Origin of the sequence: Serratia sp. 3ACOL1 (genome assembly GCF_003668775.1) — a bacterium.
GTDB classification, from domain to species: domain Bacteria; phylum Pseudomonadota; class Gammaproteobacteria; order Enterobacterales; family Enterobacteriaceae; genus Chania; species Chania fonticola.
Map to the genome: position 1 here is coordinate 5385434 of NZ_CP033055.1, position 23978 is coordinate 5409411.

Here is a 23978-nt window from a genome sequence, read left to right on the forward strand (position 1 = left end):
GATATTAGTTCAGAAACGCCGGTTGCTGCGCCTCGTAGCGGGAAATTTCCGCTTCGTGCTGCAACGTCAGGCCAATGCTGTCCAAACCGTTAATCATGCAGTGGCGGCGGAAGCTGTCGATCTCAAACGGGTAGCTTTTGCCCCCGGCATTCACCGTCTGGTTTTCCAGATCGACCACAAACTCCGTGCCTTCGTGCTCTGCCACCAGCTTAAACAGCGTATCCACATCCTGTTCGCTCAGCGTGACCGGCAGCAGCTGGTTGTTGAACGAGTTGCCGTAGAAGATATCCGCAAAGCTTGGTGCAATCACCACCTTGAAGCCGTAATCGGTTAGTGCCCATGGTGCGTGCTCACGGGATGAGCCGCAGCCAAAGTTTTCCCGGGCTAACAGGATGCTGGCCCCTTTATAGCGCGGAAGGTTCAGCACAAACTCAGGATTTGGCTGTTGACCCGCATCGTCCAGGAAGCGCCAGTCGTTGAACAGATGCTGGCCGAAACCGGTGCGGGTGACTTTCTGCAGAAACTGCTTAGGGATAATGGCGTCGGTATCGACGTTGGCCGCGTCCAGAGGCACCACTAAGCCGGTATGTTGAGTAAATTTAGCCACGCTGGTGCTCCTTAGTGCAATTCACGGATGTCGGCAAAATGGCCGGTAACGGCAGCAGCGGCGGCCATCGCCGGGCTGACCAGATGGGTACGCCCACCGCGGCCCTGACGCCCTTCGAAGTTACGGTTGCTGGTTGAGGCACAGCGTTCGCCAGGGTTCAGACGGTCGTTGTTCATCGCCAGGCACATGGAGCAGCCTGGCAGACGCCATTCGAAACCGGCTTCGATAAAGATCTTGTCCAGACCTTCCTCTTCCGCCTGCGCTTTGACCGGGCCGGAGCCAGGCACCACAATCGCCTGCACGCCTGCGGCCACTTTACGGCCTTTGGCAATGGCGGCGGCTGCGCGCAGATCTTCGATGCGTGAATTGGTGCAAGAGCCGATAAACACTTTGTCGATTGCGACGTCAGTCAGTTTGATGCCGGGTTTCAGATCCATGTAGGCCAACGCTTTTTCAGCTGAGGCACGTTCCACCGGATCGCTAAAGGAATCAGGGGTTGGGATCGCCTGATCGACCGCGATAACCTGCCCAGGGTTGGTGCCCCAGGTCACCTGTGGTGCGATATCTTCCGCCCGCAGGGTGATGGTGGTATCGAATTTTGCTTCGGCGTCGGACTTCATGGTGCGCCAGTAGGCCACGGCCTGCTCCCAGTTTTCCCCGGTAGGGGCGAACTGGCGGCCTTTCAGGTAATTGAAGGTGGTGTCGTCTGGCGCAACCAGGCCCGCTTTGGCCCCCATCTCAATCGCCATGTTGCACAGCGTCATGCGGCCTTCCATGCTCAATGCTTCGATAGCTTTGCCACAGAATTCAACGACGTGGCCAGTACCGCCAGCGCTGCCGGTTTTGCCGATCACGGCCAGCACGATATCTTTGGCGGTGATACCTTCTGCGGCATCGCCGGTGACTTCAATCTTCATCGTCTTGGCGCGGCCCTGCTTCAGGGTTTGGGTCGCCAGCACGTGTTCCACTTCCGAAGTACCGATACCGAACGCCAGCGAGCCAAAGGCACCGTGCGTGGCGGTATGGGAGTCGCCACAGACGATGGTCATGCCCGGCAGCGTCATGCCTTGCTCAGGGCCGATAACGTGCACAATGCCCTGGAAGGGGTGGTTCAGGTCATACAGTGAGACGCCGAACTCTGCGCAGTTCTTGATCAGCTCCTGCATCTGAATGCGGGCCATCTCGCCGCTAGCGTTGATGTCTTTGGTCTGGGTCGAAACGTTGTGATCCATGGTGGCAAAGGTCTTGCCCGGTTGACGCACTTTGCGCCCCATGGCACGCAGGCCGTCGAAGGCCTGTGGGGAGGTCACTTCATGCACCAGATGACGATCGATGTACAGCAGCGGCGTCTCGTTTGGCGCTTCATACACCACGTGGGCATCGTATAATTTCTGATATAAGGTCTTGGCCATGATTTATGCCCCCTCAGCCACGAAGCGGGCAATGATATCGCCCATTTCATTGGTGCCGATGGCTTTGCCGGCACCTGCCAGATCGGCGGTACGGTAGCCCTGTTCCAACGCCTGATTAATGGCGCGCTCGATCGCATCTGCGGCTTCATCGGCGCCCAGGCTGTAACGCAGCAGCAGGGTGGCAGACAGAATTTGCGCGATCGGGTTGGCAATGTTTTTGCCCGCGATGTCAGGTGCGGAACCACCGGCGGGTTCGTACAGGCCAAAGCCTTGTTCGTTCAGGCTGGCAGAAGGCAGCATGCCCATCGAGCCGGTGATCATGGCGCATTCGTCCGACAGGATGTCGCCGAACAGGTTGGAGCACAGCAACACGTCGAACTGGGACGGGTCTTTGATTAACTGCATGGTGGCGTTGTCGATATACATATGCGACAGCGACACATCCGGATAGTCCTTGGCGACCTGAGTCACGACTTCACGCCACAGGATGGAGCTTTGCAACACGTTGGCTTTATCAATCGAGGTGACGATGTTGCGGCGTTTGCGGGCGGACTCGAAGGCGATACGGGCGATGCGTTCGATCTCAAAGCGGTGGTAGACCTCGGTATCAAAGGCGCGCTCATGCATGCCCTGGCCTTCACGGCCTTTGGGTTGGCCGAAGTAAATGCCGCCGGTTAACTCACGTACGCACAGAATGTCGAAGCCACGCGCGGCAATATCGGCACGCAGTGGGCAAAAATCTTCCAGCCCTTGGTACAGGCGGGCAGGGCGCAGGTTGCTGAACAGTTTGAAGTGCTTACGCAGCGGCAGCAGCGCACCACGCTCCGGCTGCTCTGCCGGTGGCAGGTGCTCCCATTTGGGGCCGCCCACCGAGCCGAACAGGATGGCATCGGCCTGCTCGCAGCCGGCAACGGTCGCTGCGGGTAATGGGGTGCTGTGGCGATCGATGGCAATGCCCCCCACGTCATATTCACTGGTAGTGATGCGGATACCAAAGCGTTGGCGCACTGCATCTAACACTTTATGGGCCTGAGCCATTACTTCCGGGCCGATCCCGTCTCCGGGCAAGACGGCAATGTGGTAAGTCTTAGTCATGTTCACACCGTTTCCTGATTATTTTGATGTTTGGTTTGCTGCAAGCGCTGCTTTTCTTTTTCTACTTGCTGAGAGCGCCAGATATTATTCAATACGTGGATCATCGCCTTGGCAGAGGATTCCACAATATCGGTTGCCAGGCCCACGCCATGGAAGCGGCGGCCATTGTAAGACACCACGATATCAACCTGACCCAGCGCGTCGCGGCCCTGGCCTTTGGCGGTCAGTTGATATTTCACCAGCTCAATCGGGTAGTCGGTAATACGGTTGATGGCTTGGTAAACCGCATCGACCGGACCGTTGCCCGTGGCGGCTTCGGACTTCTCTTCGTCGCCACATTTCAGTTTGACCGAGGCGGTAGCCATAATGCTGCTGCCAGACTGCACGCTGAAGTATTCCAGGCTGAAATGCTCAGGCTCTTCCTGCTGCTTGTTGATAAATGCCAGGGCTTCCAAATCGTAGTCAAACACCTGGCCTTTCTTGTCGGCCAGCTTCAGGAAAGCCGCATACAACACGTCCAGATTGTAATCCTGCTCCTTGTAGCCCATCTCTTCCATACGGTGTTTTACCGCCGCGCGGCCGGAACGAGAGGTCAGGTTCAACTGGACATCTTTCAGACCGATGGTCTGTGGGGTCATGATTTCGTAGTTCTCGCGGTTTTTCAGCACGCCGTCCTGGTGGATACCGGAAGAGTGAGCGAAGGCGTTGGAACCGACGATGGCCTTGTTGGCCGGGATTGGCATATTGCACAGTTGGCTGACCAACTGGCTGGTACGGTAGATTTCCTGATGATTGATATTGGTGTGCACCTGCATAAAGTCCTGACGGACCTTGATGGCCATGATCACTTCTTCCAGTGAACAGTTACCGGCACGTTCGCCGATGCCGTTCAAGGTGCCTTCTACCTGGCGGGCACCGGCCTGGACGGCTGCGATAGAGTTACCCACGGCCATGCCCAAATCGTCGTGGCAGTGGACAGAGATAATTGCCTTATCAATATTAGGCACGCGGTCGTACAGCGTAGTGATGATGCCGCCGAACTGGTTGGGAGTGGTGTAGCCAACGGTATCTGGGATATTAATGGTAGTGGCACCGGCGTTGATGGCGGCCTCTACCACGCGGCACAGATTATCAATGGGGGTACGGCCAGCGTCTTCACAGGAGAACTCTACGTCATCGGTATAGTTACGGGCGCGTTTCACGGAGCGCACCGCCATTTCCAGGACCTGATCAAAAGAGCGCTTTAATTTGGATTCGATATGCAGGGTGGAGGTGGCCAGGAAGACGTGAATACGGAAGGCCTCGGCCACGCGTAATGCTTCGGCAGCGACGTCAATGTCGTTATCAACACAGCGTGCCAGACCACAAACGCGGCTGTTTTTGATCTGGCGGGCAATGGTCTGTACCGACTCGAAGTCCCCAGGGGAGGAGACTGGGAAGCCGACTTCCATTACATCGACACCCATTCTTTCCAGCGCCATGGCGATCTGGATTTTTTCTTTAACGCTCAGGCTCGCCTGCAGTGCCTGTTCACCATCACGCAATGTGGTATCGAAAATAATGACTTGTTGGCTCATCGTGTTGTTCCTTGTCGTGTTTGTTTCACGCTAAGCGGGTAAAAAAAAACCCGCGCAGTAGCGCGGGTTTTGCAGATGATGGGCTGAATCAGCTTTGAACCCCGTCCACCAGCGTACCGCGCACATAAGATGCGTTTAGTAGTAGGCCTAGTAGACGGTGGGTACGGATCATGGCGGTCAGCTTCTCTAAAATTGTTTCGTTGCCTAATTTGATACTTTATTGGCCGGGGCATGTCAACACCTGATTAAAACAGGGGTATTGAAAAGCGTGGTGCCAGCGGGGATGGCGCCAGTTGGAAACTCGGTAAAACTCCCTAGGGTCAGCGCTAAATCCGCAGGTGATCGGGGTTTTATTAGCATAAATGGTTTGAAAGTGGCGCTGTCGCATTGATTAACAACACTACACGGTTAACATTTATCGTTGGCGCAAAAAAGCAGCAGACATGGTTTGATGGGATGCTGACGTTGCGGGTTTGGTATTCATGGTGTCAATTTGTTGTCTTTATTCTATTCGTTATTCGTATTCTTAGTGCTGAACTGAGCGGCTACAATCAATTAAGTGATGCTAAAGAGACCTATTTTGCTTTTGCATGATTGTCCATTAACTCATTTTATGGTCTGATCCAGAGGTTGATGGGGCCAACAGGTATCCATAACTCAGGTGTTTTGCCTGCCAATTTTGTTTGTATGCCATCTGCGAGTTGCGAACCGATGTGCCAAGGCTACCTAACGACGAGCAATGCCTAATATGCACCGCTGTGACATATTTTTATAGGATGATGCCTGATTGCTATCTTACAAGGGTAGTCAAAAGGGATAACTAATTTCGCTGTGTGGGAATAACGTAGCGTGTCTTTTCCCGTTATTCCCCCTGCGCGCTAGCGAGATTATCTACATGGGACTTAGTGGAGTTTGGATATGTCCGAATATAATTCAGGAACTGTCTTGAGGAAAGAAAACGGTGATATTCATTTGCGCAGTGTGGATCTTAATTTACTCACTGTTTTTGATGCAGTTATGCAGATGCAGAATATTACCAAGGCGGCAAATTCCTTAGGGATGTCGCAGCCGGCGGTCAGCAATGCCGTATCGCGTTTGAAGATCATGTTCAACGACGAGCTGTTTGTCCGTTTCGGCCGTGGCATTCAGCCTACCATGCGCGCCCGCCAACTTTTTGGCCCGGTACGCCAGGCACTGCAGCTGGTACAAAATGAGCTGCCAGGCGCTGGCTTTGATGCCCTGAGCAGCGAACGCCTCTTTGTGCTTTCTATCTGCAGCCCGCTAGATATTCGTCTGACAGCCAAAATAATCAACAACGTCAAGAGCATGGCTCCCAACGTGCAGATACAGACCAAGTCTTACATGAGCACTAACATCGAGCATCAGTTACGCTATCAGGAGACCGAGTTTGTTATTGGCTATAGCCGCCTTGAACATCCCGAGTTTCAGGACATTGCCTTATTCGATGATGAATTGACCCTGGTTGCCGCGCAGTCTCACCCACGCCTGGTGGGTACCATTAGCCAGAAACAGATGCTGGCGGAGCAGCATGCCGTCATCGCATTAGAGCGTTTTTGTTCCTTTAGCAAACCCTACTATCTGGACGAAACCCTACAACGCAGTGTCACCCAGCAATGTACCGACCTGTTCAGCGTATTGAATCTAGTTGCCATGACCGAGATGGTAGCAATCGCTCCACGTTGGTTTGCCCAGCAGCACGCGCAAGCCTTGCAGCTAAAATTAATTCCGCTGCCTTGGGAGAGAAAAACCGCCACCTGTTATCTCTCATGGCATGAGTCTGCCGAGCGTGATGAAGGCCATCAGTGGATGAAGTCCGTACTTAGCCAAGCGGGTGTATTGCGCTAATTAGTGATTTATTGGCCCAGCGCGCTTTCGAGTGCGTCGGGTTGATAATGGATAGCGCGAAACAATAATAAGAATAGGCTCAAGAAAAACTAAGATAATTCCGGTTAATAACACCGTGGGAAATATCATTGACCCACGAGGGTTAATTAATTTGAGCGGGTGAAACTCTATTCTGCCCGAAACGATACTGTCGCTATTTTAACCTGTCACCTCTCCCTTCTGGTCGTCGATCCCACTTTGTCTGTTTGGCGTAAACCTTTTGCACTCCCTTTTGTCCAAGATCAAGAGAAATGAGCACAAGCGCGTTTTAGCTCACACTTCTACGCTGAAATCCCTTTTCCCACAGCCGGAGACTAGGTAGACTGCGAAAAAAAAGTAAACACGTGTAAGCTGAGATGTGAGAGCTTCCGCTCCAATCGCGGTTAACTGGTTGATTAATTTCAGGCATAGAGCGCTATGACCAATACCTTGCAGCATTACCATCAGGTCGAACGTATACAGCATCACATTGCGAACCGTGCCGAACATACGGCTTTCCGTCAGTGGTCCCCGCAGGGAGAAACACGGCTGACCTGGTCGCAGGTCGGGGCGCATATGCAACATATTGCCTGCGCCTTGCTGGCACTGGGCGTTGAGGTACAGGAACGCATCGCGATTTTTGCCAACAACAGCATGGCCTGGTCGTTGGCCGATTTGGCGATCCTCGAACTGCGGGCGGTCAGCGTGCCGCTTTATGCCACCAACACCCCGGCTCAGGCGGCATTTATCATTAACGATGCCGATATCCGCATTCTGTTTGTCGGCGAGCAGGAACAGCTGGATGCCGCGATTGCGCTGCGTGGCGTATGCCCGCAGCTGACCCACATTATTGTCTTTGATGTTTCAGCCGATTTGCGCGGCTGTGAGATTGCTCAACACCTGCATCATTTCGAACGTCTTGCGGATATCGAGCGCTTCGATGCCCTGCGTCAGCAAAGAATTGCCGAGCGCGATTTGCAGGATTTGTTCACCCTTATCTACACCTCAGGCACCACCGGGGAGCCGAAAGGCGTGATGCTTGACTACCGCAATATGGCCGCACAGCTGCAACTGCATGACGATCGCCTGACGGTGACGGCGGATGACGTTTCCCTGAGCTTCCTGCCACTGTCACACGTGTTTGAACGTGCCTGGAGCTTCTTTATCATGCATTCGGGCGCGCAGAACGTTTATCTGCCCAATACCGACTGGGTGCGGGAAGCGATGGCCGATGTCAAACCGACCCTGATGTGCGCAGTGCCACGCTTTTATGAAAAAATCTTCAGTGCGGTGCATGAAAAGGTCGCTCGTGCGCCTTGGTTGCGGCGTGCCTTATTCCACTGGGCCATCGTCTGCGGTGAACGCAAGTTCCTCCAGGAAAGGGCAGGGAAACCGTTAGGCAAGCTGTTCGATCTGTCTCACCGCTGGGCTGACAAGCTGGTGTTAAGCAAGCTGCGGGGGATCCTGGGAGGGCGGGTGCGCTTCTTGCCAGCGGCCGGTGCCAAACTTGATGACAACGTGATTCTGTTTTTCCAGGCGATGGGCATCAACATCAAATACGGCTACGGCATGACGGAAACCTGTGCCACGGTCTCCTGCTGGGAAGAAAACAACTTCCGATTTGGTTCGATCGGCAAGCCACTGCCCGGTGTGGAAGTGCGCATTGGCGATGAAAATGAAATCCAGGTGCGGGGGCCAATCGTGATGCGCGGCTATTTCAATAAACCGTTGGAGACGGCCGATAGCTTTACCGCTGACGGCTGGCTGAAAACCGGCGATGCCGGCATGATCGACGATAGCGGCAACCTGTTTATTACCGAGCGGCTGAAGGATCTGATGAAGACCTCTGGCGGCAAATATATTGCGCCACAGATGCTGGAAGGCACCCTGGCGCAGGATCGCTTTATTGAACAGGTCGCGATCGTTGCCGATGCACGCAAATTTGTCTCCGCGTTGATCGTTCCGAGCTTCGAGTCGTTGGAAGAGTATGCCAAATCGGTCAATCTGAAGTATCAGGATCGGCTCGAACTGCTGCGCAACAGCCATATCATCGAAATGTTCGAAAAGCGTCTGCGGGAGATGCAAAAAGAGTTGGCCCTGTTTGAGCAGGTGAAGAAATTTACCCTGCTGCCAGCCGCCTTCTCGATGGAATTGGGGGAACTGACTCCGACCCTGAAACTGCGCCGCAAGGTGATCCTCCAGCGTTACCAGCATGAAATTGAGTCCATGTATCAGGAAAAATGAGGGATAGACATCCCTCAACCGGTTCATTGTACGTAGGGGCGCTGCATGCTGCGCCCGATTAGCTTGCCTAATATAGTTCTGTAATTATCCCACTATGCAAAACAATGCCTAGCTGAATAACCTCTCAGCTAGTGCATAGTTTTGCCAAGCCGCGCATCTCCAGCCTGATGGCAATACCCTTGCCCACGATAAGCCATTTTGCCGTTTGCCTGCCCCATATTCTGACGCTATGTTAAGAGTCCAAAACGTCCATAAGATTTTTGGGGCCATGCCCCAGACAGGACAGGCGCTACGTTCCGGCGTCAGACAAGAGCAAGCTATGTAAGCCTGGAGGCAAACCCATGGAAATATTGTCAGGAGCCGAGATGGTCGTCCGATCGCTGATCGATCAGGGCGTTAAGCATGTATTCGGCTATCCGGGCGGGGCGGTACTCGATATCTATGATGCCCTGCACACGGTGGGGGGCATCGATCATATTCTGGTGCGCCACGAGCAAGGGGCGGTGCATATGGCCGATGGCTATGCACGAGCGACCGGTGAAGTGGGCGTAGTGCTGGTCACTTCCGGCCCAGGGGCAACCAACGCCATTACCGGCATCGCCACCGCTTATATGGATTCCATCCCGATGGTGGTGCTGTCTGGCCAGGTGCCAAGCTCGCTGATTGGTTACGATGCCTTCCAGGAGTGCGACATGGTGGGTATCTCCCGCCCGGTGGTAAAACACAGCTTCCTGGTCAAACGTACCGAAGACATACCTTCCGTGCTGAAAAAGGCGTTTTACCTGGCTTCTACCGGCCGTCCTGGCCCAGTGGTGGTCGATCTGCCGAAGGATATCGTCGGCCCGGCGGTAAGAATGCCTTACGCGTATCCGCAGGACGTCAGCATGCGTTCCTACAACCCGACGGTGCAAGGCCACCGCGGGCAGATCAAACGCGCCCTGCAGAACATTCTGGCGGCAAAAAAGCCGATCATGTACGTGGGTGGCGGTGCCATCAATTCGGAGTGCCATGAAGAGTTGCTGCAACTGGCGGAAAAGCTGAACCTGCCGGTCACCTGTACGCTGATGGGGCTGGGGGCGTTCCCAGGGACTCACCGCCAAAGCGTCGGTATGCTGGGCATGCACGGCACCTATGAAGCCAACAAGACCATGCATCATTCCGACGTGATTTTTGCCGTTGGGGTGCGCTTTGACGATCGCACGACCAATAACCTGGCCAAATACTGCCCGGATGCCACGGTACTGCATATCGATATCGACCCGACCTCCATTTCCAAAACGGTGGATGCCGATATTCCTATCGTTGGCGATGCCAAACAGGTGCTGACGCAGATGCTGGAACTGCTGGCGCATGAGGACAAAGCGCAGGATTTCGATGCGCTGCGTGACTGGTGGCAGTCCATTGAGCAGTGGCGCGCGCGCGATTGCCTGGGCTACAACAAAGACAGTGGCACCATCAAACCTCAGGCGGTGATCGAAACGCTGCACCGCCTGACCAAGGGCGATGCCTATGTCACCTCCGATGTTGGCCAGCACCAGATGTTTGCCGCGCTCTATTATCCGTTCGATAAGCCGCGCCGTTGGATCAACTCTGGTGGCCTGGGCACCATGGGCTTTGGCTTACCAGCCGCCCTTGGGGTGAAACTGGCACTGCCAGACGAAACGGTAGTGTGCGTCACCGGTGACGGCAGCATCCAGATGAATATCCAGGAGCTGTCCACGGCTCTGCAGTACAATCTGCCGGTGGTGGTGGTCAACCTCAATAACCGCTACTTGGGGATGGTGAAGCAGTGGCAGGACATGATCTATTCTGGCCGCCATTCGCAGTCCTATATGGATTCCTTGCCGGACTTCGTCAAGCTGGCCGAAGCCTATGGCCATGTTGGTATCGCCATTCGTACTCCGGATGAGCTGGAAAGCAAGCTGGCGCAGGCGCTGGCTGAAAAAGAACGTCTGGTGTTTGTCGATGTGACCGTCGACGAGACCGAACATGTTTATCCAATGCAGATCCGCGGTGGAAGCATGGACGAAATGTGGCTAAGCAAAACGGAGAGAACCTGATGAAGCGCCGTATCTTATCGGTATTACTGGAAAACGAATCCGGTGCGTTGTCGCGCGTCGTCGGGCTGTTCTCTCAGCGTGGCTACAACATTGAAAGCCTGACGGTTGCTCCTACCGATGATCCAACCTTGTCGCGCATGACGATCCAGACGGTGGGTGATGAAAAGGTACTGGAGCAGATAGAGAAGCAGTTGCATAAGCTGGTTGACGTTTTACGCGTCAGTGAGCTGGTGCAAGGGGCTCACGTTGAGCGTGAAATCATGCTGGTGAAGCTACAGGCTAGCGGCTACGGTCGTGAAGAGGTGAAACGCAGCACGGATATCTTCCGTGGCCAGATTGTGGATGTCACCTCGTCGCTTTACACCGTGCAGTTGGCGGGGACCAGCGACAAGCTGGACGCCTTCCTCAACGCCGTACGTGAAGTAGCGGAAATCGTCGAAGTGGCCCGCTCGGGGATTGTTGGCGTGTCGCGCGGCGACAAGATTATGCGCTGATAGCGGGTTTTCTGCACTGTATCCGGGGCGTGGCAGGTTTGCTGCGCCCTTTCTTTTTAATTTTTTGCCCATTTGCTGGCACCTTTGGGCGAAAGCGGTTGCTCGGCCGTGTTTTCTGCTGTTAGATCGCCATTACGGGTTGAATAACCATAGTGACTATCATGGTTACTCATTACCCTTCCGCTTTCGGTTCGCTGCATGCTTAGCCGTACATTGAAAGCGTGGGGTAAACAACGCCACACGATCCATTGTCATTTTGAGAGTCATTTAAAGGGGTTAACGTGAAACTGGATGAAATCGCGCGTCTCGCAGGCGTTTCGCGCACTACGGCCAGTTATGTCATCAACGGCAAGGCGAAGCAGTATCGTGTCAGCGATAAAACCGTCGAAAAAGTGATGGCCGTGGTCAGGGAGCACAATTATCACCCGAATGCCGTAGCGGCAGGGCTGCGTGCAGGCCGCACTCGTTCTATCGGCCTGGTGATCCCGGATCTGGAAAATACCAGCTATACCCGCATCGCCAACTATCTGGAACGCCAGGCGCGTCAGCGCGGTTATCAACTGTTGATCGCCTGCTCGGAAGATCAGCCGGATAATGAAATGCGCTGCATTGAGCACCTGCTGCAACGCCAGGTTGATGCGATCATCGTCTCCACGGCGTTACCGCCGGAGCATCCTTTCTATCAACGCTGGGCTAACGATCCTTTCCCGATTATCGCGTTGGATCGCGCTCTGGATCGTGAACACTTTATCAGCGTGGTGGGGGCCGATCAGGAAGACGCCTTTGCCTTGGCGCAGGAGTTACGCACTTTCCCCGCCAAGTCGGTGTTGTATCTGGGGGCTTTGCCTGAGCTTTCGGTCAGCTTCTTGCGTGAGCAGGGTTTCCGTCAGGCCTGGCAGGATGATGAGCGGCAGGTAGATTATCTGTATGCCAACAGCTATGAACGTGAAGCAGCCGGTGTGCTGTTCGCGGAATGGTTGAAAACCCATCCGATGCCACAGGCGCTGTTTACCACCTCATTCTCGCTGTTGCAGGGAGTGATGGACGTAACGCTGAAACAACGTGGGCGTTTACCGGCGGATCTGGCGATTGCCACCTTTGGTGACCATGAGCTATTGGATTTCCTGGAGTGCCCGGTGCTTGCCGTGGCCCAGCGCCACCGTGATGTTGCCGAGCGGGTGCTGGAGCTGGTACTTGCCAGCCTGGATGAACCACGCAAACCCAAACCGGGTATGACGCGCATTCGCCGTAACCTGTTCCGCCGTGGCAGCCTGAGCCGCAAGTAATCTTCAAGGGGCCGTAATTCGGCCCCTAAACGTAACCCACCACGCGAAACAGCCTGCGGCAATATTCCAGAAAATAGCCGTACACTACGCCCATCGCCATTGAGATCACCGCATTACTGGTCACCGCGGCCAGGATCTGCTGGCCGTCTGCACCCACACTCCAAAGAATGGCAGCGTAAACCGGCGATTGGAAACTGACATAAGCCAACAGATCGGCCAGGTTACGCAGCAAAAACTGCCCGTGTGGGCTGCGGCGTGCGGTGGCGATAAAGAAATCGCGGTAGCGACCATAGGGCCAGGCGATCAGGATATTGACGGGGATCGACACCAGTCGGGAAGAGAGCGATTGGCTAAAGCTCATGCCCGAAATCAGTATTTCAATCGCCATCCCGACGATAAAACAGTACACCACCAGCGCAAAAGTATCGGCGGCAGCGCTGCGCCATGGTGAAACGCCTCTAGACATGACACGATCCCTGAATTTATCGGTTAATATGTTGTTTGTTAATGTTAATTAGGTGTTATTAACTGACCATCCTGCTATTTAGTAGTCTACTTGACTGCATTGATTGTTATAAGTGGCTTAAAATTTTTATTTTTAACATTTGAGTGATTTTTATCCTGACAACAGGGGGGAAAGCGCGTAAAGCAGGAATTTAAAATGGTGGCTTTAAAAATTATGATTATAAACAGTATGTTATGATTATATGGCAACGGTGAGATGACGGTTTTGCGGCTGATTTAGCGAAAGGCTCACTAATTTTACGTATATTCCTAAAGTCGCAAAAAAATCCAGATGAATTGTAAATAGGTGTTTTGAGAATAATCTTACCATTTTGATTTGAATCATAATTAGCGGCTTGAGCCAGGGCTTCGCCATTTATTTTATCGTTGGGTTGTTCTTTGACGGAATAATTGAAGTAAAATAGCGCGCCGTTGGCAGCGAAATACTCAGCGAGTGTTATTAAGTCAAGGGTTTATGGCATTTCCCTGCTGGCAGGCGGCTTGCGGCCAAGCCTTGACCGATGCGGGGTGCGGTGGGGTTGTCCCCGCCGAGAGCGATGTTGAAAAGTGAGACCTGGATTGCAGAAGGACATAATGAGTTATTTAATCGTCAATTTGTGTTTATTTTAATCACACTCTTTCCGCTTAGAAAATTCTCCTCTTTAATCATGATGTTAATTTATATTCATGCAATAAATAGAGTTCCTTTCGTGAGCCAGCCTCCAAAATATGCCTATAAATATTGCCAAACCGCTCTTGCTCTGGCTTGACAAGGTTTTCATACCCTCCGTAAACTCCCTTATGTGGGAATTTGTGGTGTAAAGTGGTGAAAAGGGTCACGAGGGGGTAGCTCAGGTATGTTTCGTGGGGCAACGATGGTCAACCTCGACAGTAAAGGGCGGCTCGCCGTACCAACCCGTTATCGGGATTTACTGAATGAGGAATCGCAAGGCCAAATGGTTTGCACCATTGACCTCCATCAGCCCTGCCTGCTGCTTTATCCATTACCTCAATGGGAAATCATCGAGCAAAAGTTGTCCCGTCTGTCGAGCATGAATCCCGCCGAGCGCCGAGTCCAGCGCTTGCTGTTGGGGCATGCCAGTGAGTGTCAGATGGATAATGCCGGCCGGTTGCTGTTAGCCAATACGCTACGCCAACATGCCGGGCTTACTAAAGAAGTGATGCTGGTCGGGCAGTTCAACAAGTTTGAACTGTGGGATGAACAGACCTGGTATCAACAAGTCAAGGATGATATTGACGCGGAACAATCCACTCAGGAACCGTTGTCTGAGCGGCTACAGGACTTGTCACTATAAGCATGCTGGAAAATTATAAACATACGACCGTACTGCTGGATGAGGCCGTGAAGGGTCTCAATATTCGCAGTAACGGCATCTACATCGACGGTACTTTTGGTCGCGGTGGTCATTCTCGTCTGATCTTGTCCCAACTGGGGCCGGAAGGGCGCTTGTTGGCTATCGATCGCGATCCGCAGGCAATTGCCGCAGCTCAATCTATTGCAGACCCACGGTTTACTATCATCCACGGCCCGTTTTCCGATTTGGCTGACTATGTGCAGCAACGGGAACTGGTGGGCAAGATCGACGGCGTGTTGCTCGACTTGGGCGTCTCTTCCCCGCAGTTGGATGACGCAGAACGCGGATTTTCCTTTATGCGTGACGGCCCGCTGGATATGCGTATGGACCCTTCAAGTGGCCAATCCGCCGCCGAATGGTTGATGAAAGCGGAAGCCGACGATATTGCCTGGGTGCTGAAAACCTTCGGTGAAGAACGCTTCGCCAAACGCATTGCCCGCGCCATCGTGGAAAGAAACCAAGTTGAGCCGATGACCCGTACCAAGGAACTGGCCGAGCTGATCGCCCATGCCAGCCCGTTCCGTGATAAGCATAAACACCCGGCAACCCGCAGCTTCCAGGCGATCCGTATCTACATCAACAGCGAGCTGGAAGAGATCGAGCGCGCGCTGGACGGTGCATTAGCCGTGTTGGCACCAGAAGGCCGCCTGTCGATCATCAGCTTCCATTCGTTGGAAGACCGTATCGTCAAAAGCTTTATGCGCCACCACAGCCGTGGTGCCCAGGTTCCGGCAGGAATTCCGCTAACCGAAGCGCAGTTGCGTGAAATGGGCGGCCGCACGCTGAAAGCCTTAGGCAAAATGAAGCCAGGTGATGTTGAAGTGGCGGAAAACCCACGGGCGCGCAGTTCGGTGCTGCGTATTGCCGAGAGGATGCCTGCGTGATTGGTAATGAGCGCCACGGTTTAGTTGGCGTCATTGGTGGCGATCTGCTGCGTAACGCCAAGATCCCGCTGATTCTGATGATTGCCGCGCTGGTTTCCGCCGTGTTTGTGGTGACCACCGCGCACCGTACCCGCCTGCTGACCGCCGAGCGCGAACAGCTGGTGCTGGAGAGGGATGCGCTGGATATCGAATGGCGCAACCTGATCCTGGAAGAGAATGCTCTTGGCGATCACAGCCGCGTTGAGCGTATCGCCACCGAAAAACTGCAGATGCAACACGTTGATCCATCGCAGGAAATTATCATTGTCAAGCCATGAGTGGTTTAGCCGAAGTCACGATACGGAGCAAATAGCTAACGCATGAAAGCAGTACGTCCCGGTAAGAAGTTGAAACGCCAGGAAGATCAGGCCAGCTTTGTCAGCTGGCGTTTTGCGTTGCTGTGCGGCTGTATTCTGTTGGCGCTGGTTGGGCTGATGCTGCGTGTGGCTTATTTGCAGGTGATCAATCCGGATCGGTTGGTGAAAGAAGGCGACATGCGCTCGCTGCGTGTGCAGTCGGTTCCCACTGCTCGCGGCATGATCAGTGACCGCTCTGGCCGCCCGTTGGCGGTGAGCGTGCCGGTGAACGCCGTGTGGGCCGATCCGAAAGAGTTGAACGAACGCGGGGGTATTACGCTGGATTCGCGCTGGAAAGCGCTGTCCGACGCGTTGCAAATTCCGCTCGATCAGCTCTCCAATCGTATTAATGCCAATCCGAAGGGGCGCTTTGTCTATCTGGCCCGGCAGGTTAACCCGGCGATTGGTGATTACATCCACAAGCTGAAATTGCCTGGCATCTACCTGCGCCAGGAATCGCGCCGATACTACCCGTCTGGCCAGGTTACTTCTCATATCATCGGCGTGACCAACATTGACGGCGAAGGGATCGAAGGGGTCGAAAAGAGCTTTGATCGCTGGCTGACCGGCCAACCGGGCGAAAGAACCGTTCGTAAAGACCGCTATGGCCGAGTGATCGAGGACATCTCCTCGGTAGACAGCCAGGCGGCGCACAATCTGGCGCTGAGCATCGATGAACGCCTGCAGGCGCTGGTTTATCGTGAACTGAATAACGCCGTCGCCTTCAACAAGGCGGAGTCTGGTACCGCAGTGCTGGTGGACGTGAACACCGGAGAAGTGCTGGCGATGGCCAACAGCCCATCGTACAACCCGAACAATATGGCCGATACGCCGAAAGACACCATGCGTAACCGTGCCATCACCGATATTTTTGAACCTGGTTCTACCGTGAAACCGATGGTGGTAATGACGGCGTTGCAGCGCGGTGTAGTGAAAGAAAATAGCGTGCTCAATACCATCCCTTACCGCGTTAGCGGCCATGAAATCAAAGACGTGGCGCGTTATTCGGAACTGACCGTGACCGGGATCTTGCAGAAGTCGAGTAACGTCGGTGTTTCAAAGCTGGCGTTAGCGATGCCGTCCTCAGCGTTAGTAGATACTTACTCACGTTTTGGGCTGGGAAAAGCGACCAATTTGGGGCTGGTCGGAGAAAGCAGTGGCTTATACCCAAAAAAACAACGGTGGTCTGACATAGAGAGGGCCACCTTCTCTTTCGGCTATGGGCTAATGGTAACCCCGTTACAGTTAGCGCGAGTCTATGCCACGATCGGCAGCCTGGGCGTTTATCGCCCGTTGTCGATCACCAAGGTTGACCCTCCGGTTGCCGGTGAACGCGTCTTCCCTGAGGCTACCGTGCGTACGGTAGTGCACATGATGGAAAGCGTCGCCTTGCCGGGCGGTGGTGGGGTGAAAGCCGCCATCAAGGGTTATCGTATTGCCATTAAAACCGGTACCGCCAAAAAGGTCGGGCCGGATGGTAAATACGTCAACCGATATATCGCTTATACCGCGGGGGTGGCGCCAGCTAGCCAGCCTCGTTTTGCTCTGGTGGTGGTCATCAACGATCCACAGGGTGGGAAATACTACGGTGGTGCGATTTCCGCGCCGGTGTTTGGTGCCATCATGGGGGGCGCGCTGCGGATCATGAACGTTCAGCCAGATGCGTTGCCCACCGGTGACAAAAGCGAATTAGTGATTAATAACAAAGAGGGTTCAGGTGGCCGATCGTAATTTGCGCGATTTACTCGCTCCGTGGGTGCCAACGGCACCCGAGCGCGCGCTGCGGGAAATGATATTAGACAGCCGTATTGCGGCTGCCGGGGATCTGTTTGTCGCCGTAGTTGGCCATCAAACGGATGGACGCCGCTATATTCCGCAAGCCATCGCCCAAGGGGTTGCCGCCGTTATCGCTGAAGCGGAAGGCGAAGCTGAAGACGGTAAAATTTGCGAAATGCATGGCGTGCCGGTGATTTACCTGAGCCAACTTGGCCAGCGCCTGTCGGCGTTGGCCGGGCGTTTCTATCATCAGCCTGCCGAACGTCTGCGCCTGATTGGCGTGACGGGGACCAACGGTAAAACCACCACTACCCAACTGTTAGCCCAGTGGAGCCAACTGTTGGGTGAAACTGCCGCCGTGATGGGCACCGTGGGCAACGGTTTGTTAGACCAGGTTTGCCCAACGGAAAATACCACCGGCTCTGCCGTCGACGTGCAGCACGTGCTTAACGATCTGGCGCAGCAAGGGGCCACCTTTGCCGCGATGGAAGTTTCGTCTCATGGCCTGGTGCAACACCGCGTGGCGGCTTTACCCTTTGCCGCAGCCGTATTCACCAACCTGAGCCGCGATCATCTGGATTACCACGGTGACATGGCCAGCTACGAAGCGGCCAAATGGTCACTGTTTGCGGGCCACGACGTTGGTCAGGCGATCATTAACGCCGACGATGAAGTCGGGCAGCGTTGGCTGGCCAAATTGCCAGACGCGGTGGCCGTCACCATGCAGGACAATTTGCAGCCTGGTTGTCATGGCCGCTGGCTGAAAACCACGGCGGTGGACTATCACGATAACGGTGCCACCATCCACTTCAGCTCAAGCTGGGGCAACGGCGAGATCGAAAGCCGCCTGATGGGGGCCTTCAACGTCAGTAACCTGATCCTGGCATTGGCGACGCTGCTGTCCCTCGGTTACCCGTTGGAGACGCTGGTTAACACGGCCAATCAGCTACAGCCGGTCTGTGGCCGGATGGAAGTCTTCAATGCGCCAGGCAAGCCGACGGTGGTGGTGGATTATGCCCACACCCCGGATGCCCTGGAAAAAGCGCTGGAAGCCGCTCGTCTGCATTGCCAAGGGCAACTGTGGTGCGTGTTTGGCTGCGGTGGCGACCGTGATAGAGGTAAGCGCCCACTTATGGGTGGCATTGCCGAACAGTTTGCCGATCGGGTGGTGATCACGGATGACAATCCGCGCACCGAAGAACCGCAGACGATCATCAAGGATATTCTGGCCGGGCTGCTGGATGCCGGGCATGTACAGGTGATCCATGGGCGCGCCGAAGCCGTGACCAGCGCCATCATGCAAGCCAAAGAGCAGGATGTGGTGCTGGTAGCAGGTAAAGGCCACGAGGATTACCAACTGGTGGGTAACCGCCGTCTGGATTACTCCGATCGTACTACCGTCGCACGTTTGCTGGGGGTGTTGGCATGATCCCGGTCTCCCTCCAGACGCTGGCGGCGGTATTGGATGCCGAGCTGATCGGCACCGACTGCATCATTACCGAAGTGACGAGGGATACTCGTCAGGTCACTGTGGGTTGCCTGTTTGTGGCCCTGAAAGGGGAGCGTTTCGATGCTCACGACTTTGCCGCCGATGCTGTCGCCGCTGGGGCAGGCGCTTTGCTGGTAAGTAAGCGCTTATTGGTGGAGGCTCCGCAGCTGGTGGTGAAAGATACCAGTCTGGCACTGGGGCAGTTTGCCGCCTGGGTACGTCAGCAGGTGCCAGCCAAAGTGGTGGCGCTGACCGGTTCATCGGGCAAGACCTCGGTGAAAGAGATGACCGCGGCCATTTTACGTGAATGTGGCGAAGTGCTGCATACCGCCGGGAATTACAATAACGAGATCGGCGTGCCGCTAACGCTGCTGCGTTTAGAGCCGCAGCATGATTTTGCGGTGGTTGAACTGGGTGCCAACCATATCGGTGAGATTGCCTATACCACCGCTTTGGCGCAACCGCAGAGCGCGCTGGTGAATAATCTGGCCGCTGCCCATCTGGAAGGTTTTGGCTCACTGGCTGGCGTTGCGCAGGCCAAGGGTGAAATCTTTGCCGGTTTGACCTCGGATGGTGTGGCGATCCTCAACGCCGATAGCAACGACTGGCCGCACTGGCAGGCGCAGTTACAGGGCAAGACAGTCTGGCGTTTCTCCCCCCAGGCTGCGGAATCAGTGGATTTCTTTGCCAGCGATATCCAGGTGAAAGGGAGCGTAACTCACTTCACCCTGCACAGCCCGTTCGGTACGGTGGCGATCGAGTTGCCATTGCCAGGCCGCCATAACGTGGCCAATGCGTTGGCAGCAGCAGCACTGGCAATGTCGGTTGGCGCTACGCTGGCCGCCGTGAGTGCAGGCTTGCAACAGCTACAGGCAGTGCCAGGGCGTTTGTTCCCGATCGCCTTGGCGCAAGGCAAGCTGTTGCTCGATGACAGCTATAACGCCAACGTTGGCTCCATGACGGCAGCAGCGCAGGTGCTGGCAGAAATGCCGGGTTATCGCGTGATGGTCGTTGGCGATATGGCCGAGTTGGGTGCAGAGGCCGAAGAGTGTCATCGTCAGGTGGGTGAAGCTGCCCGTCTGGCCGGTATTGATAAAGTCATCAGCGTGGGTGGGCTGAGCCAGGTATTGAGCTCCGCCGCCGGTAACGGTGAACATTATCAGGATAAAACAGCAGTGACCGCGCGCGTAGCGGAACTACTCTCAGCACATGCGGTAATTACCGTGTTAATCAAAGGTTCACGTAGTGCCGCAATGGAGCAGGTAGTACGCGCGTTACAGGAGAAAGCACCATGTTAGTTTGGCTGGCCGAACATTTGGTCAAATATTACTCAGGCTTCAACGTCTTTTCCTATCTGACGTTCCGGGCCATTGTCAGCCTGCTGACCGCGCTGTTCCTTTCCCTGTGGATGGGGCCGAAGGTGATCAAACGCCTGCAGGAAATGTCCTTTGGTCAGGTAGTGCGTAACGACGGCCCAGAATCGCACTTTAGCAAGCGCGGCACGCCGACTATGGGCGGCATCATGATCCTGACCTCCATCACCATTTCGGTGCTGATGTGGGCCTATCCGTCCAACCCTTACGTGTGGTGCGTACTGTTCGTACTGGTGGGTTACGGCATCGTCGGCTTTGTCGATGACTATCGCAAAGTGGTGCGCAAAGATACTCGGGGGTTGATTGCCCGCTGGAAATATTTCTGGCAATCGGTGATTGCCCTGGTCGTGGCCTTTGCCATGTATGCCGTAGGAAAAGACACGCCAGCCACCGAGCTGGTTGTGCCGTTCTTTAAGGACATCATGCCGCAGCTGGGCTTGCTGTACGTGGTGTTGGCCTACTTCGTGATTGTCGGCACCAGCAACGCGGTCAACCTGACCGATGGGCTGGATGGCCTGGCGATCATGCCAACCGTGTTTGTGGCGGCGGGCTTTGCGCTGGTGGCCTGGGCGACCGGTAACATGAACTTCGCCAACTACCTGCATATACCGTATCTGCGTCATGCCGGTGAGTTGGTCATTGTCTGCACCGCGATCGTCGGGGCCGGTTTAGGTTTCTTGTGGTTTAACACCTATCCGGCTCAGGTGTTTATGGGTGACGTGGGTTCACTGGCTCTGGGCGGCGCGTTGGGCACCATCGCCGTGCTGCTGCGCCAGGAGTTCTTATTGCTGATTATGGGCGGTGTGTTCGTGGTTGAAACGCTGTCGGTGATCCTGCAGGTGGGATCGTTCAAGCTGCGCGGGCAACGTATTTTCCGCATGGCGCCGATCCACCATCACTATGAATTGAAAGGCTGGCCAGAACCACGGGTGATCGTGCGCTTCTGGATTATTTCGCTGATGCTGGTGCTGATTGGCCTGGCGACGCTGAAGGTGCGCTGATTATGGTGGATTATCAGGGTAAAAAAGTAGTCATCATCGGGTTGGGCCTCACCGGCCTGTCCTGCGTTGATTTCTTTATGACCCGTGGCGTGACGCCGCGGGTTATGGATACCCGTATTTCGCCGCCGGGGCTGGATCAACTGCCCGAGAGCGTTGAACGTCATCTGGGTTCCCTGAACCAGGAATGGTTGCTGTCTGCGGATTTGATTGTGGCTAGCCCAGGCATGGCATTAGCGACTCCGGAATTGAGCGCTGCCGCCGATGCCGGGGTTGAGATCGTCGGTGACGTTGAGCTGTTCTGCCGTGAAGCCCAGGCGCCAATCGTGGCGATCACCGGTTCCAACGGCAAGAGCACCGTCACCACGCTGGTGGGTGAGATGGCCAAGGCCGCCGGTTGGGCCGTGGGCGTTGGGGGCAATATCGGCCTGCCTGCGCTGAGCCTGTTGCGCCAGGAGTGCCAACTGTACGTGCTGGAGCTGTCGAGCTTCCAATTGGAAACCACTCACAGCCTGCATGCCGCAGCGGCCACCATTTTGAACGTGACCGAAGATCATATGGATCGCTATCCATTTGGCCTACAGCAATACCGTGCCGCCAAATTGCGCGTCTATGAAAATGCCGAAGTCTGCGTAGTGAATGCGGACGACGCGCTGACCATGCCGGTGCGCGGTGCCGATGAGCGCTGTGTCAGCTTTGGTGCCGACGTGGGGGACTATCATCTGAATCGCCAGCAGGGTGAAATCTGGCTGCGGGTGAATGGTGAGAAAGTCCTCAACACCAGCGAGATGAAGCTCACCGGTCGCCATAACTTTACCAATGCGTTGGCGGCCCTGGCCCTGGCCGATGCCGTCAAGCTGCCGCGTGCGTCCAGCTTGAAAGCGCTGACGACCTTTACCGGCCTGGAGCACCGCTTCCAACTGGTGTGGGAAAACAACGGCGTGCGCTGGATTAATGATTCCAAAGCCACCAACGTCGGCAGCACCGAGGCCGCGCTGAACGGCCTGCAGGTTAAGGGTACGCTGCATCTGCTGTTGGGCGGTGATGGCAAGTCTGCGGACTTCTCGCCGCTGGCACGCTATCTGCAAGGTGACAACGTGCGCTTGTACTGCTTTGGCCGCGATGGCGCTCAGTTGGCACAGTTGCGTCCGGAAGTCGCGACCCAGACAGAAACGATGGAGCAGGCGATGCAGGCCATTGCCCGCCAGGTGACATCAGGCGATATGGTGCTGTTGTCACCGGCCTGCGCCAGCCTGGATCAGTTCCGTAATTTTGAAGTGCGTGGCAACGAGTTTGCCCGTCTGGCACAGGAGCTGGGCGGATGAGACTACGGGTGCCGACGTTCGGCCTGACCAACAAGCTGAAAGACTGGGTGATGGGATCGCGTGAAAGCGATACGAGCAGCATGGTGCTGTATGACCGTACCCTGCTGTGGCTGACCTTTGGCCTGGCGATTGTTGGTTTTGTGATGGTGACGTCGGCCTCAATGCCTATCGGCCAGCGCCTGGCAGAGGATCCTTTCCTGTTTGCCAAGCGTGATGCACTTTACCTTGGCCTGGCGTTCGGCCTGTCGCTGGTGACGCTGCGTATCCCGATGGCCGTTTGGCAGCGCTATAGCAACGTCATGCTGCTGTTATCGATAGTCTTGTTGCTGGTGGTGCTGGTGGTTGGCAGCTCGGTCAACGGGGCTTCACGCTGGATTTCACTGGGCCCATTGCGTATCCAGCCCGCAGAGTTATCCAAGCTGTCGCTGTTTTGCTACCTGGCGAGCTATCTGGTGCGCAAGGTAGAGGAAGTCCGTAGCAACTTCTGGGGCTTCTGTAAGCCAATGGGCGTGATGGTGGTGCTGGCGGTGTTGCTGCTGGCCCAGCCGGATTTGGGGACGGTGGTGGTGCTGTTTATCACCACGCTGGCGATGCTGTTCCTGGCCGGGGCAAAGATGTGGCAGTTCCTGGCGATCATCGGATCGGGCGTGTTTGCCGTGGGGCTGCTGATCATCGCGGAACCTTACCGTATGCGCCGCGTGACTTCGTTTTGGAACCCATGGGCCGATCCGTTTGGCAGTGGTTATCAGTTAACCCAGTCGCTGATGGCGTTTGGCCGCGGTGAGTTCTGGGGGCAAGGGCTGGGTAACTCGGTACAGAAACTCGAGTATTTACCCGAGGCGCATACCGACTTTATCTTCTCCATTTTGGGCGAAGAACTGGGCTATATCGGTGTGGTTTTCGCCCTGTTAATGGTATTCTTCGTCGCTTTTCGCGCCATGTCGATCGGCCGCAGGGCGTTGGAGATAGACCAGCGATTTTCCGGTTTTCTGGCGTGTTCGATCGGTGTCTGGTTCAGTTTCCAGGCATTGGTGAACGTCGGGGCGGCAGCGGGGATGTTGCCAACCAAAGGCTTGACCTTGCCACTGATAAGCTACGGTGGCTCGAGCCTGATCATTATGTCGACGGCGATCGTGCTGTTGCTGCGAATTGATTATGAAACGCGCCTGACCAAAGCGCAGGCGTTTGTGAAGAGGTAG

General features: G+C 55.2%; 19 protein-coding genes. 14 read left to right on the forward strand and 5 right to left on the reverse strand.

The window, feature by feature from the left end:
- Positions 1-4 precede the first annotated feature (4 nt).
- The 4 genes from leuD to leuA are packed head-to-tail and all read right to left on the reverse strand — an operon-like array spanning position 5 to position 4691.
- Positions 5-607 (reverse strand): 3-isopropylmalate dehydratase small subunit, encoded by a 603-nt coding sequence (leuD, locus tag D9980_RS24480; RefSeq protein ID WP_024483541.1) that lies wholly within the window; start codon positions 605-607, stop codon positions 5-7.
- Positions 608-618: 11 nt separating this feature from the next.
- Positions 619-2019, reverse strand: coding sequence for a 3-isopropylmalate dehydratase large subunit (gene leuC, locus D9980_RS24485; RefSeq protein WP_121608682.1), 1401 nt, complete (start codon positions 2017-2019; stop codon positions 619-621).
- A gap of 3 nt (positions 2020-2022) precedes the next feature.
- Positions 2023-3114: a 3-isopropylmalate dehydrogenase gene (gene leuB / locus D9980_RS24490; protein ID WP_024483539.1), complete on the reverse strand. Its 1092-nt coding sequence runs from the start codon at positions 3112-3114 to the stop codon at positions 2023-2025.
- A gap of 2 nt (positions 3115-3116) precedes the next feature.
- Positions 3117-4691 (reverse strand): 2-isopropylmalate synthase, encoded by a 1575-nt coding sequence (gene leuA / locus D9980_RS24495; RefSeq protein WP_021179308.1) that lies wholly within the window; start codon positions 4689-4691, stop codon positions 3117-3119.
- Positions 4692-5609: 918 nt separating this feature from the next.
- Between leuA and leuO the strand changes: the two genes are divergently transcribed.
- The 5 genes from leuO (at position 5610) to cra (ending at position 12659) form a co-directional block, all read left to right on the forward strand.
- The gene (gene leuO, locus D9980_RS24505) at positions 5610-6557 is read left to right on the forward strand and encodes a transcriptional regulator LeuO (protein WP_024483538.1); all 948 of its coding nucleotides are present in this window, start codon (positions 5610-5612) and stop codon (positions 6555-6557) included.
- Positions 6558-7013: 456 nt separating this feature from the next.
- On the forward strand, positions 7014-8819 hold the full coding sequence (locus tag D9980_RS24510; protein WP_121608683.1) for a long-chain fatty acid--CoA ligase: 1806 nt from the start codon (positions 7014-7016) through the stop codon (positions 8817-8819).
- 341 nt (positions 8820-9160) lie between these two features.
- A complete protein-coding gene (gene ilvI, locus D9980_RS24515; protein ID WP_121608684.1) occupies positions 9161-10879 on the forward strand; it encodes an acetolactate synthase 3 large subunit in 1719 nt (572 codons plus the stop codon).
- On the forward strand, positions 10879-11373 hold the full coding sequence (gene ilvN, locus D9980_RS24520) for an acetolactate synthase small subunit (protein ID WP_021179312.1): 495 nt from the start codon (positions 10879-10881) through the stop codon (positions 11371-11373). The genes ilvI and ilvN overlap by 1 nt, the downstream gene beginning before the upstream one ends.
- 281 nt (positions 11374-11654) lie before the next feature.
- Positions 11655-12659 carry a catabolite repressor/activator gene (gene cra, locus D9980_RS24525; protein WP_021179314.1) on the forward strand — a complete coding sequence of 335 codons (1005 nt, stop codon included), beginning with the start codon at positions 11655-11657 and terminating at the stop codon, positions 12657-12659.
- Positions 12660-12684: 25 nt separating this feature from the next.
- Here the strand turns inward: cra and D9980_RS24530 are convergent, their stop codons facing one another.
- Positions 12685-13125, reverse strand: coding sequence for an L-alanine exporter AlaE (locus tag D9980_RS24530; RefSeq protein ID WP_121608685.1), 441 nt, complete (start codon positions 13123-13125; stop codon positions 12685-12687).
- 895 nt (positions 13126-14020) lie between these two features.
- On the opposite strand from D9980_RS24530, the gene mraZ reads away from it, so the two are divergent.
- The 9 genes from mraZ to ftsW are packed head-to-tail and all read left to right on the forward strand — an operon-like array spanning position 14021 to position 23978.
- Positions 14021-14479, forward strand: coding sequence for a division/cell wall cluster transcriptional repressor MraZ (gene mraZ / locus D9980_RS24535; protein WP_024483534.1), 459 nt, complete (start codon positions 14021-14023; stop codon positions 14477-14479).
- Positions 14480-14481: 2 nt separating this feature from the next.
- Positions 14482-15423 carry a 16S rRNA (cytosine(1402)-N(4))-methyltransferase RsmH gene (gene rsmH / locus D9980_RS24540; protein ID WP_024527176.1) on the forward strand — a complete coding sequence of 314 codons (942 nt, stop codon included), beginning with the start codon at positions 14482-14484 and terminating at the stop codon, positions 15421-15423.
- A complete protein-coding gene (ftsL, locus tag D9980_RS24545) occupies positions 15420-15740 on the forward strand; it encodes a cell division protein FtsL (RefSeq protein WP_021179318.1) in 321 nt (106 codons plus the stop codon). Before rsmH ends, ftsL begins: the two co-directional genes overlap by 4 nt.
- Positions 15741-15782: 42 nt before the next feature.
- Positions 15783-17549 (forward strand): peptidoglycan glycosyltransferase FtsI, encoded by a 1767-nt coding sequence (locus D9980_RS24550; protein WP_024483531.1) that lies wholly within the window; start codon positions 15783-15785, stop codon positions 17547-17549.
- Positions 17536-19023: a UDP-N-acetylmuramoyl-L-alanyl-D-glutamate--2,6-diaminopimelate ligase gene (murE, locus tag D9980_RS24555; protein WP_121608686.1), complete on the forward strand. Its 1488-nt coding sequence runs from the start codon at positions 17536-17538 to the stop codon at positions 19021-19023. Before D9980_RS24550 ends, murE begins: the two co-directional genes overlap by 14 nt.
- Positions 19020-20381, forward strand: coding sequence for a UDP-N-acetylmuramoyl-tripeptide--D-alanyl-D-alanine ligase (murF, locus tag D9980_RS24560; RefSeq protein WP_121608687.1), 1362 nt, complete (start codon positions 19020-19022; stop codon positions 20379-20381). Before murE ends, murF begins: the two co-directional genes overlap by 4 nt.
- On the forward strand, positions 20375-21457 hold the full coding sequence (mraY, locus tag D9980_RS24565) for a phospho-N-acetylmuramoyl-pentapeptide-transferase (RefSeq protein WP_121608688.1): 1083 nt from the start codon (positions 20375-20377) through the stop codon (positions 21455-21457). Before murF ends, mraY begins: the two co-directional genes overlap by 7 nt.
- Positions 21458-21459: 2 nt before the next feature.
- A complete protein-coding gene (murD, locus tag D9980_RS24570) occupies positions 21460-22779 on the forward strand; it encodes a UDP-N-acetylmuramoyl-L-alanine--D-glutamate ligase (protein WP_121608689.1) in 1320 nt (439 codons plus the stop codon).
- Positions 22776-23978, forward strand: a complete 1203-nt coding sequence (gene ftsW, locus D9980_RS24575) for a cell division protein FtsW (RefSeq protein ID WP_024483527.1) — start codon at positions 22776-22778, stop codon at positions 23976-23978. Before murD ends, ftsW begins: the two co-directional genes overlap by 4 nt.

Bases quoted from the DNA above. Each gene is read 5' to 3' on its own strand.
- mraZ (WP_024483534.1), top strand. From the start codon at position 14,021: ATGTTTCGTGGGGCAACGATGGTCAACCTCGACAGTAAAGGGCGGCTC.
- ilvI (WP_121608684.1), top strand. From the start codon at position 9,161: ATGGAAATATTGTCAGGAGCCGAGATGGTCGTCCGATCGCTGATCGAT.
- murD (WP_121608689.1), top strand. From the start codon at position 21,460: ATGGTGGATTATCAGGGTAAAAAAGTAGTCATCATCGGGTTGGGCCTC.
- ftsW (WP_024483527.1), top strand. From the start codon at position 22,776: ATGAGACTACGGGTGCCGACGTTCGGCCTGACCAACAAGCTGAAAGAC.
- D9980_RS24510 (WP_121608683.1), top strand. From the start codon at position 7,014: ATGACCAATACCTTGCAGCATTACCATCAGGTCGAACGTATACAGCAT.
- leuB (WP_024483539.1), bottom strand. From the start codon at position 3,114: ATGACTAAGACTTACCACATTGCCGTCTTGCCCGGAGACGGGATCGGC.
- D9980_RS24550 (WP_024483531.1), top strand. From the start codon at position 15,783: ATGAAAGCAGTACGTCCCGGTAAGAAGTTGAAACGCCAGGAAGATCAG.
- D9980_RS24530 (WP_121608685.1), bottom strand. From the start codon at position 13,125: ATGTCTAGAGGCGTTTCACCATGGCGCAGCGCTGCCGCCGATACTTTT.
- mraY (WP_121608688.1), top strand. From the start codon at position 20,375: ATGTTAGTTTGGCTGGCCGAACATTTGGTCAAATATTACTCAGGCTTC.
- ilvN (WP_021179312.1), top strand. From the start codon at position 10,879: ATGAAGCGCCGTATCTTATCGGTATTACTGGAAAACGAATCCGGTGCG.
- leuA (WP_021179308.1), bottom strand. From the start codon at position 4,691: ATGAGCCAACAAGTCATTATTTTCGATACCACATTGCGTGATGGTGAA.
- murF (WP_121608687.1), top strand. From the start codon at position 19,020: ATGATCCCGGTCTCCCTCCAGACGCTGGCGGCGGTATTGGATGCCGAG.
- rsmH (WP_024527176.1), top strand. From the start codon at position 14,482: ATGCTGGAAAATTATAAACATACGACCGTACTGCTGGATGAGGCCGTG.
- leuC (WP_121608682.1), bottom strand. From the start codon at position 2,019: ATGGCCAAGACCTTATATCAGAAATTATACGATGCCCACGTGGTGTAT.
- leuO (WP_024483538.1), top strand. From the start codon at position 5,610: ATGTCCGAATATAATTCAGGAACTGTCTTGAGGAAAGAAAACGGTGAT.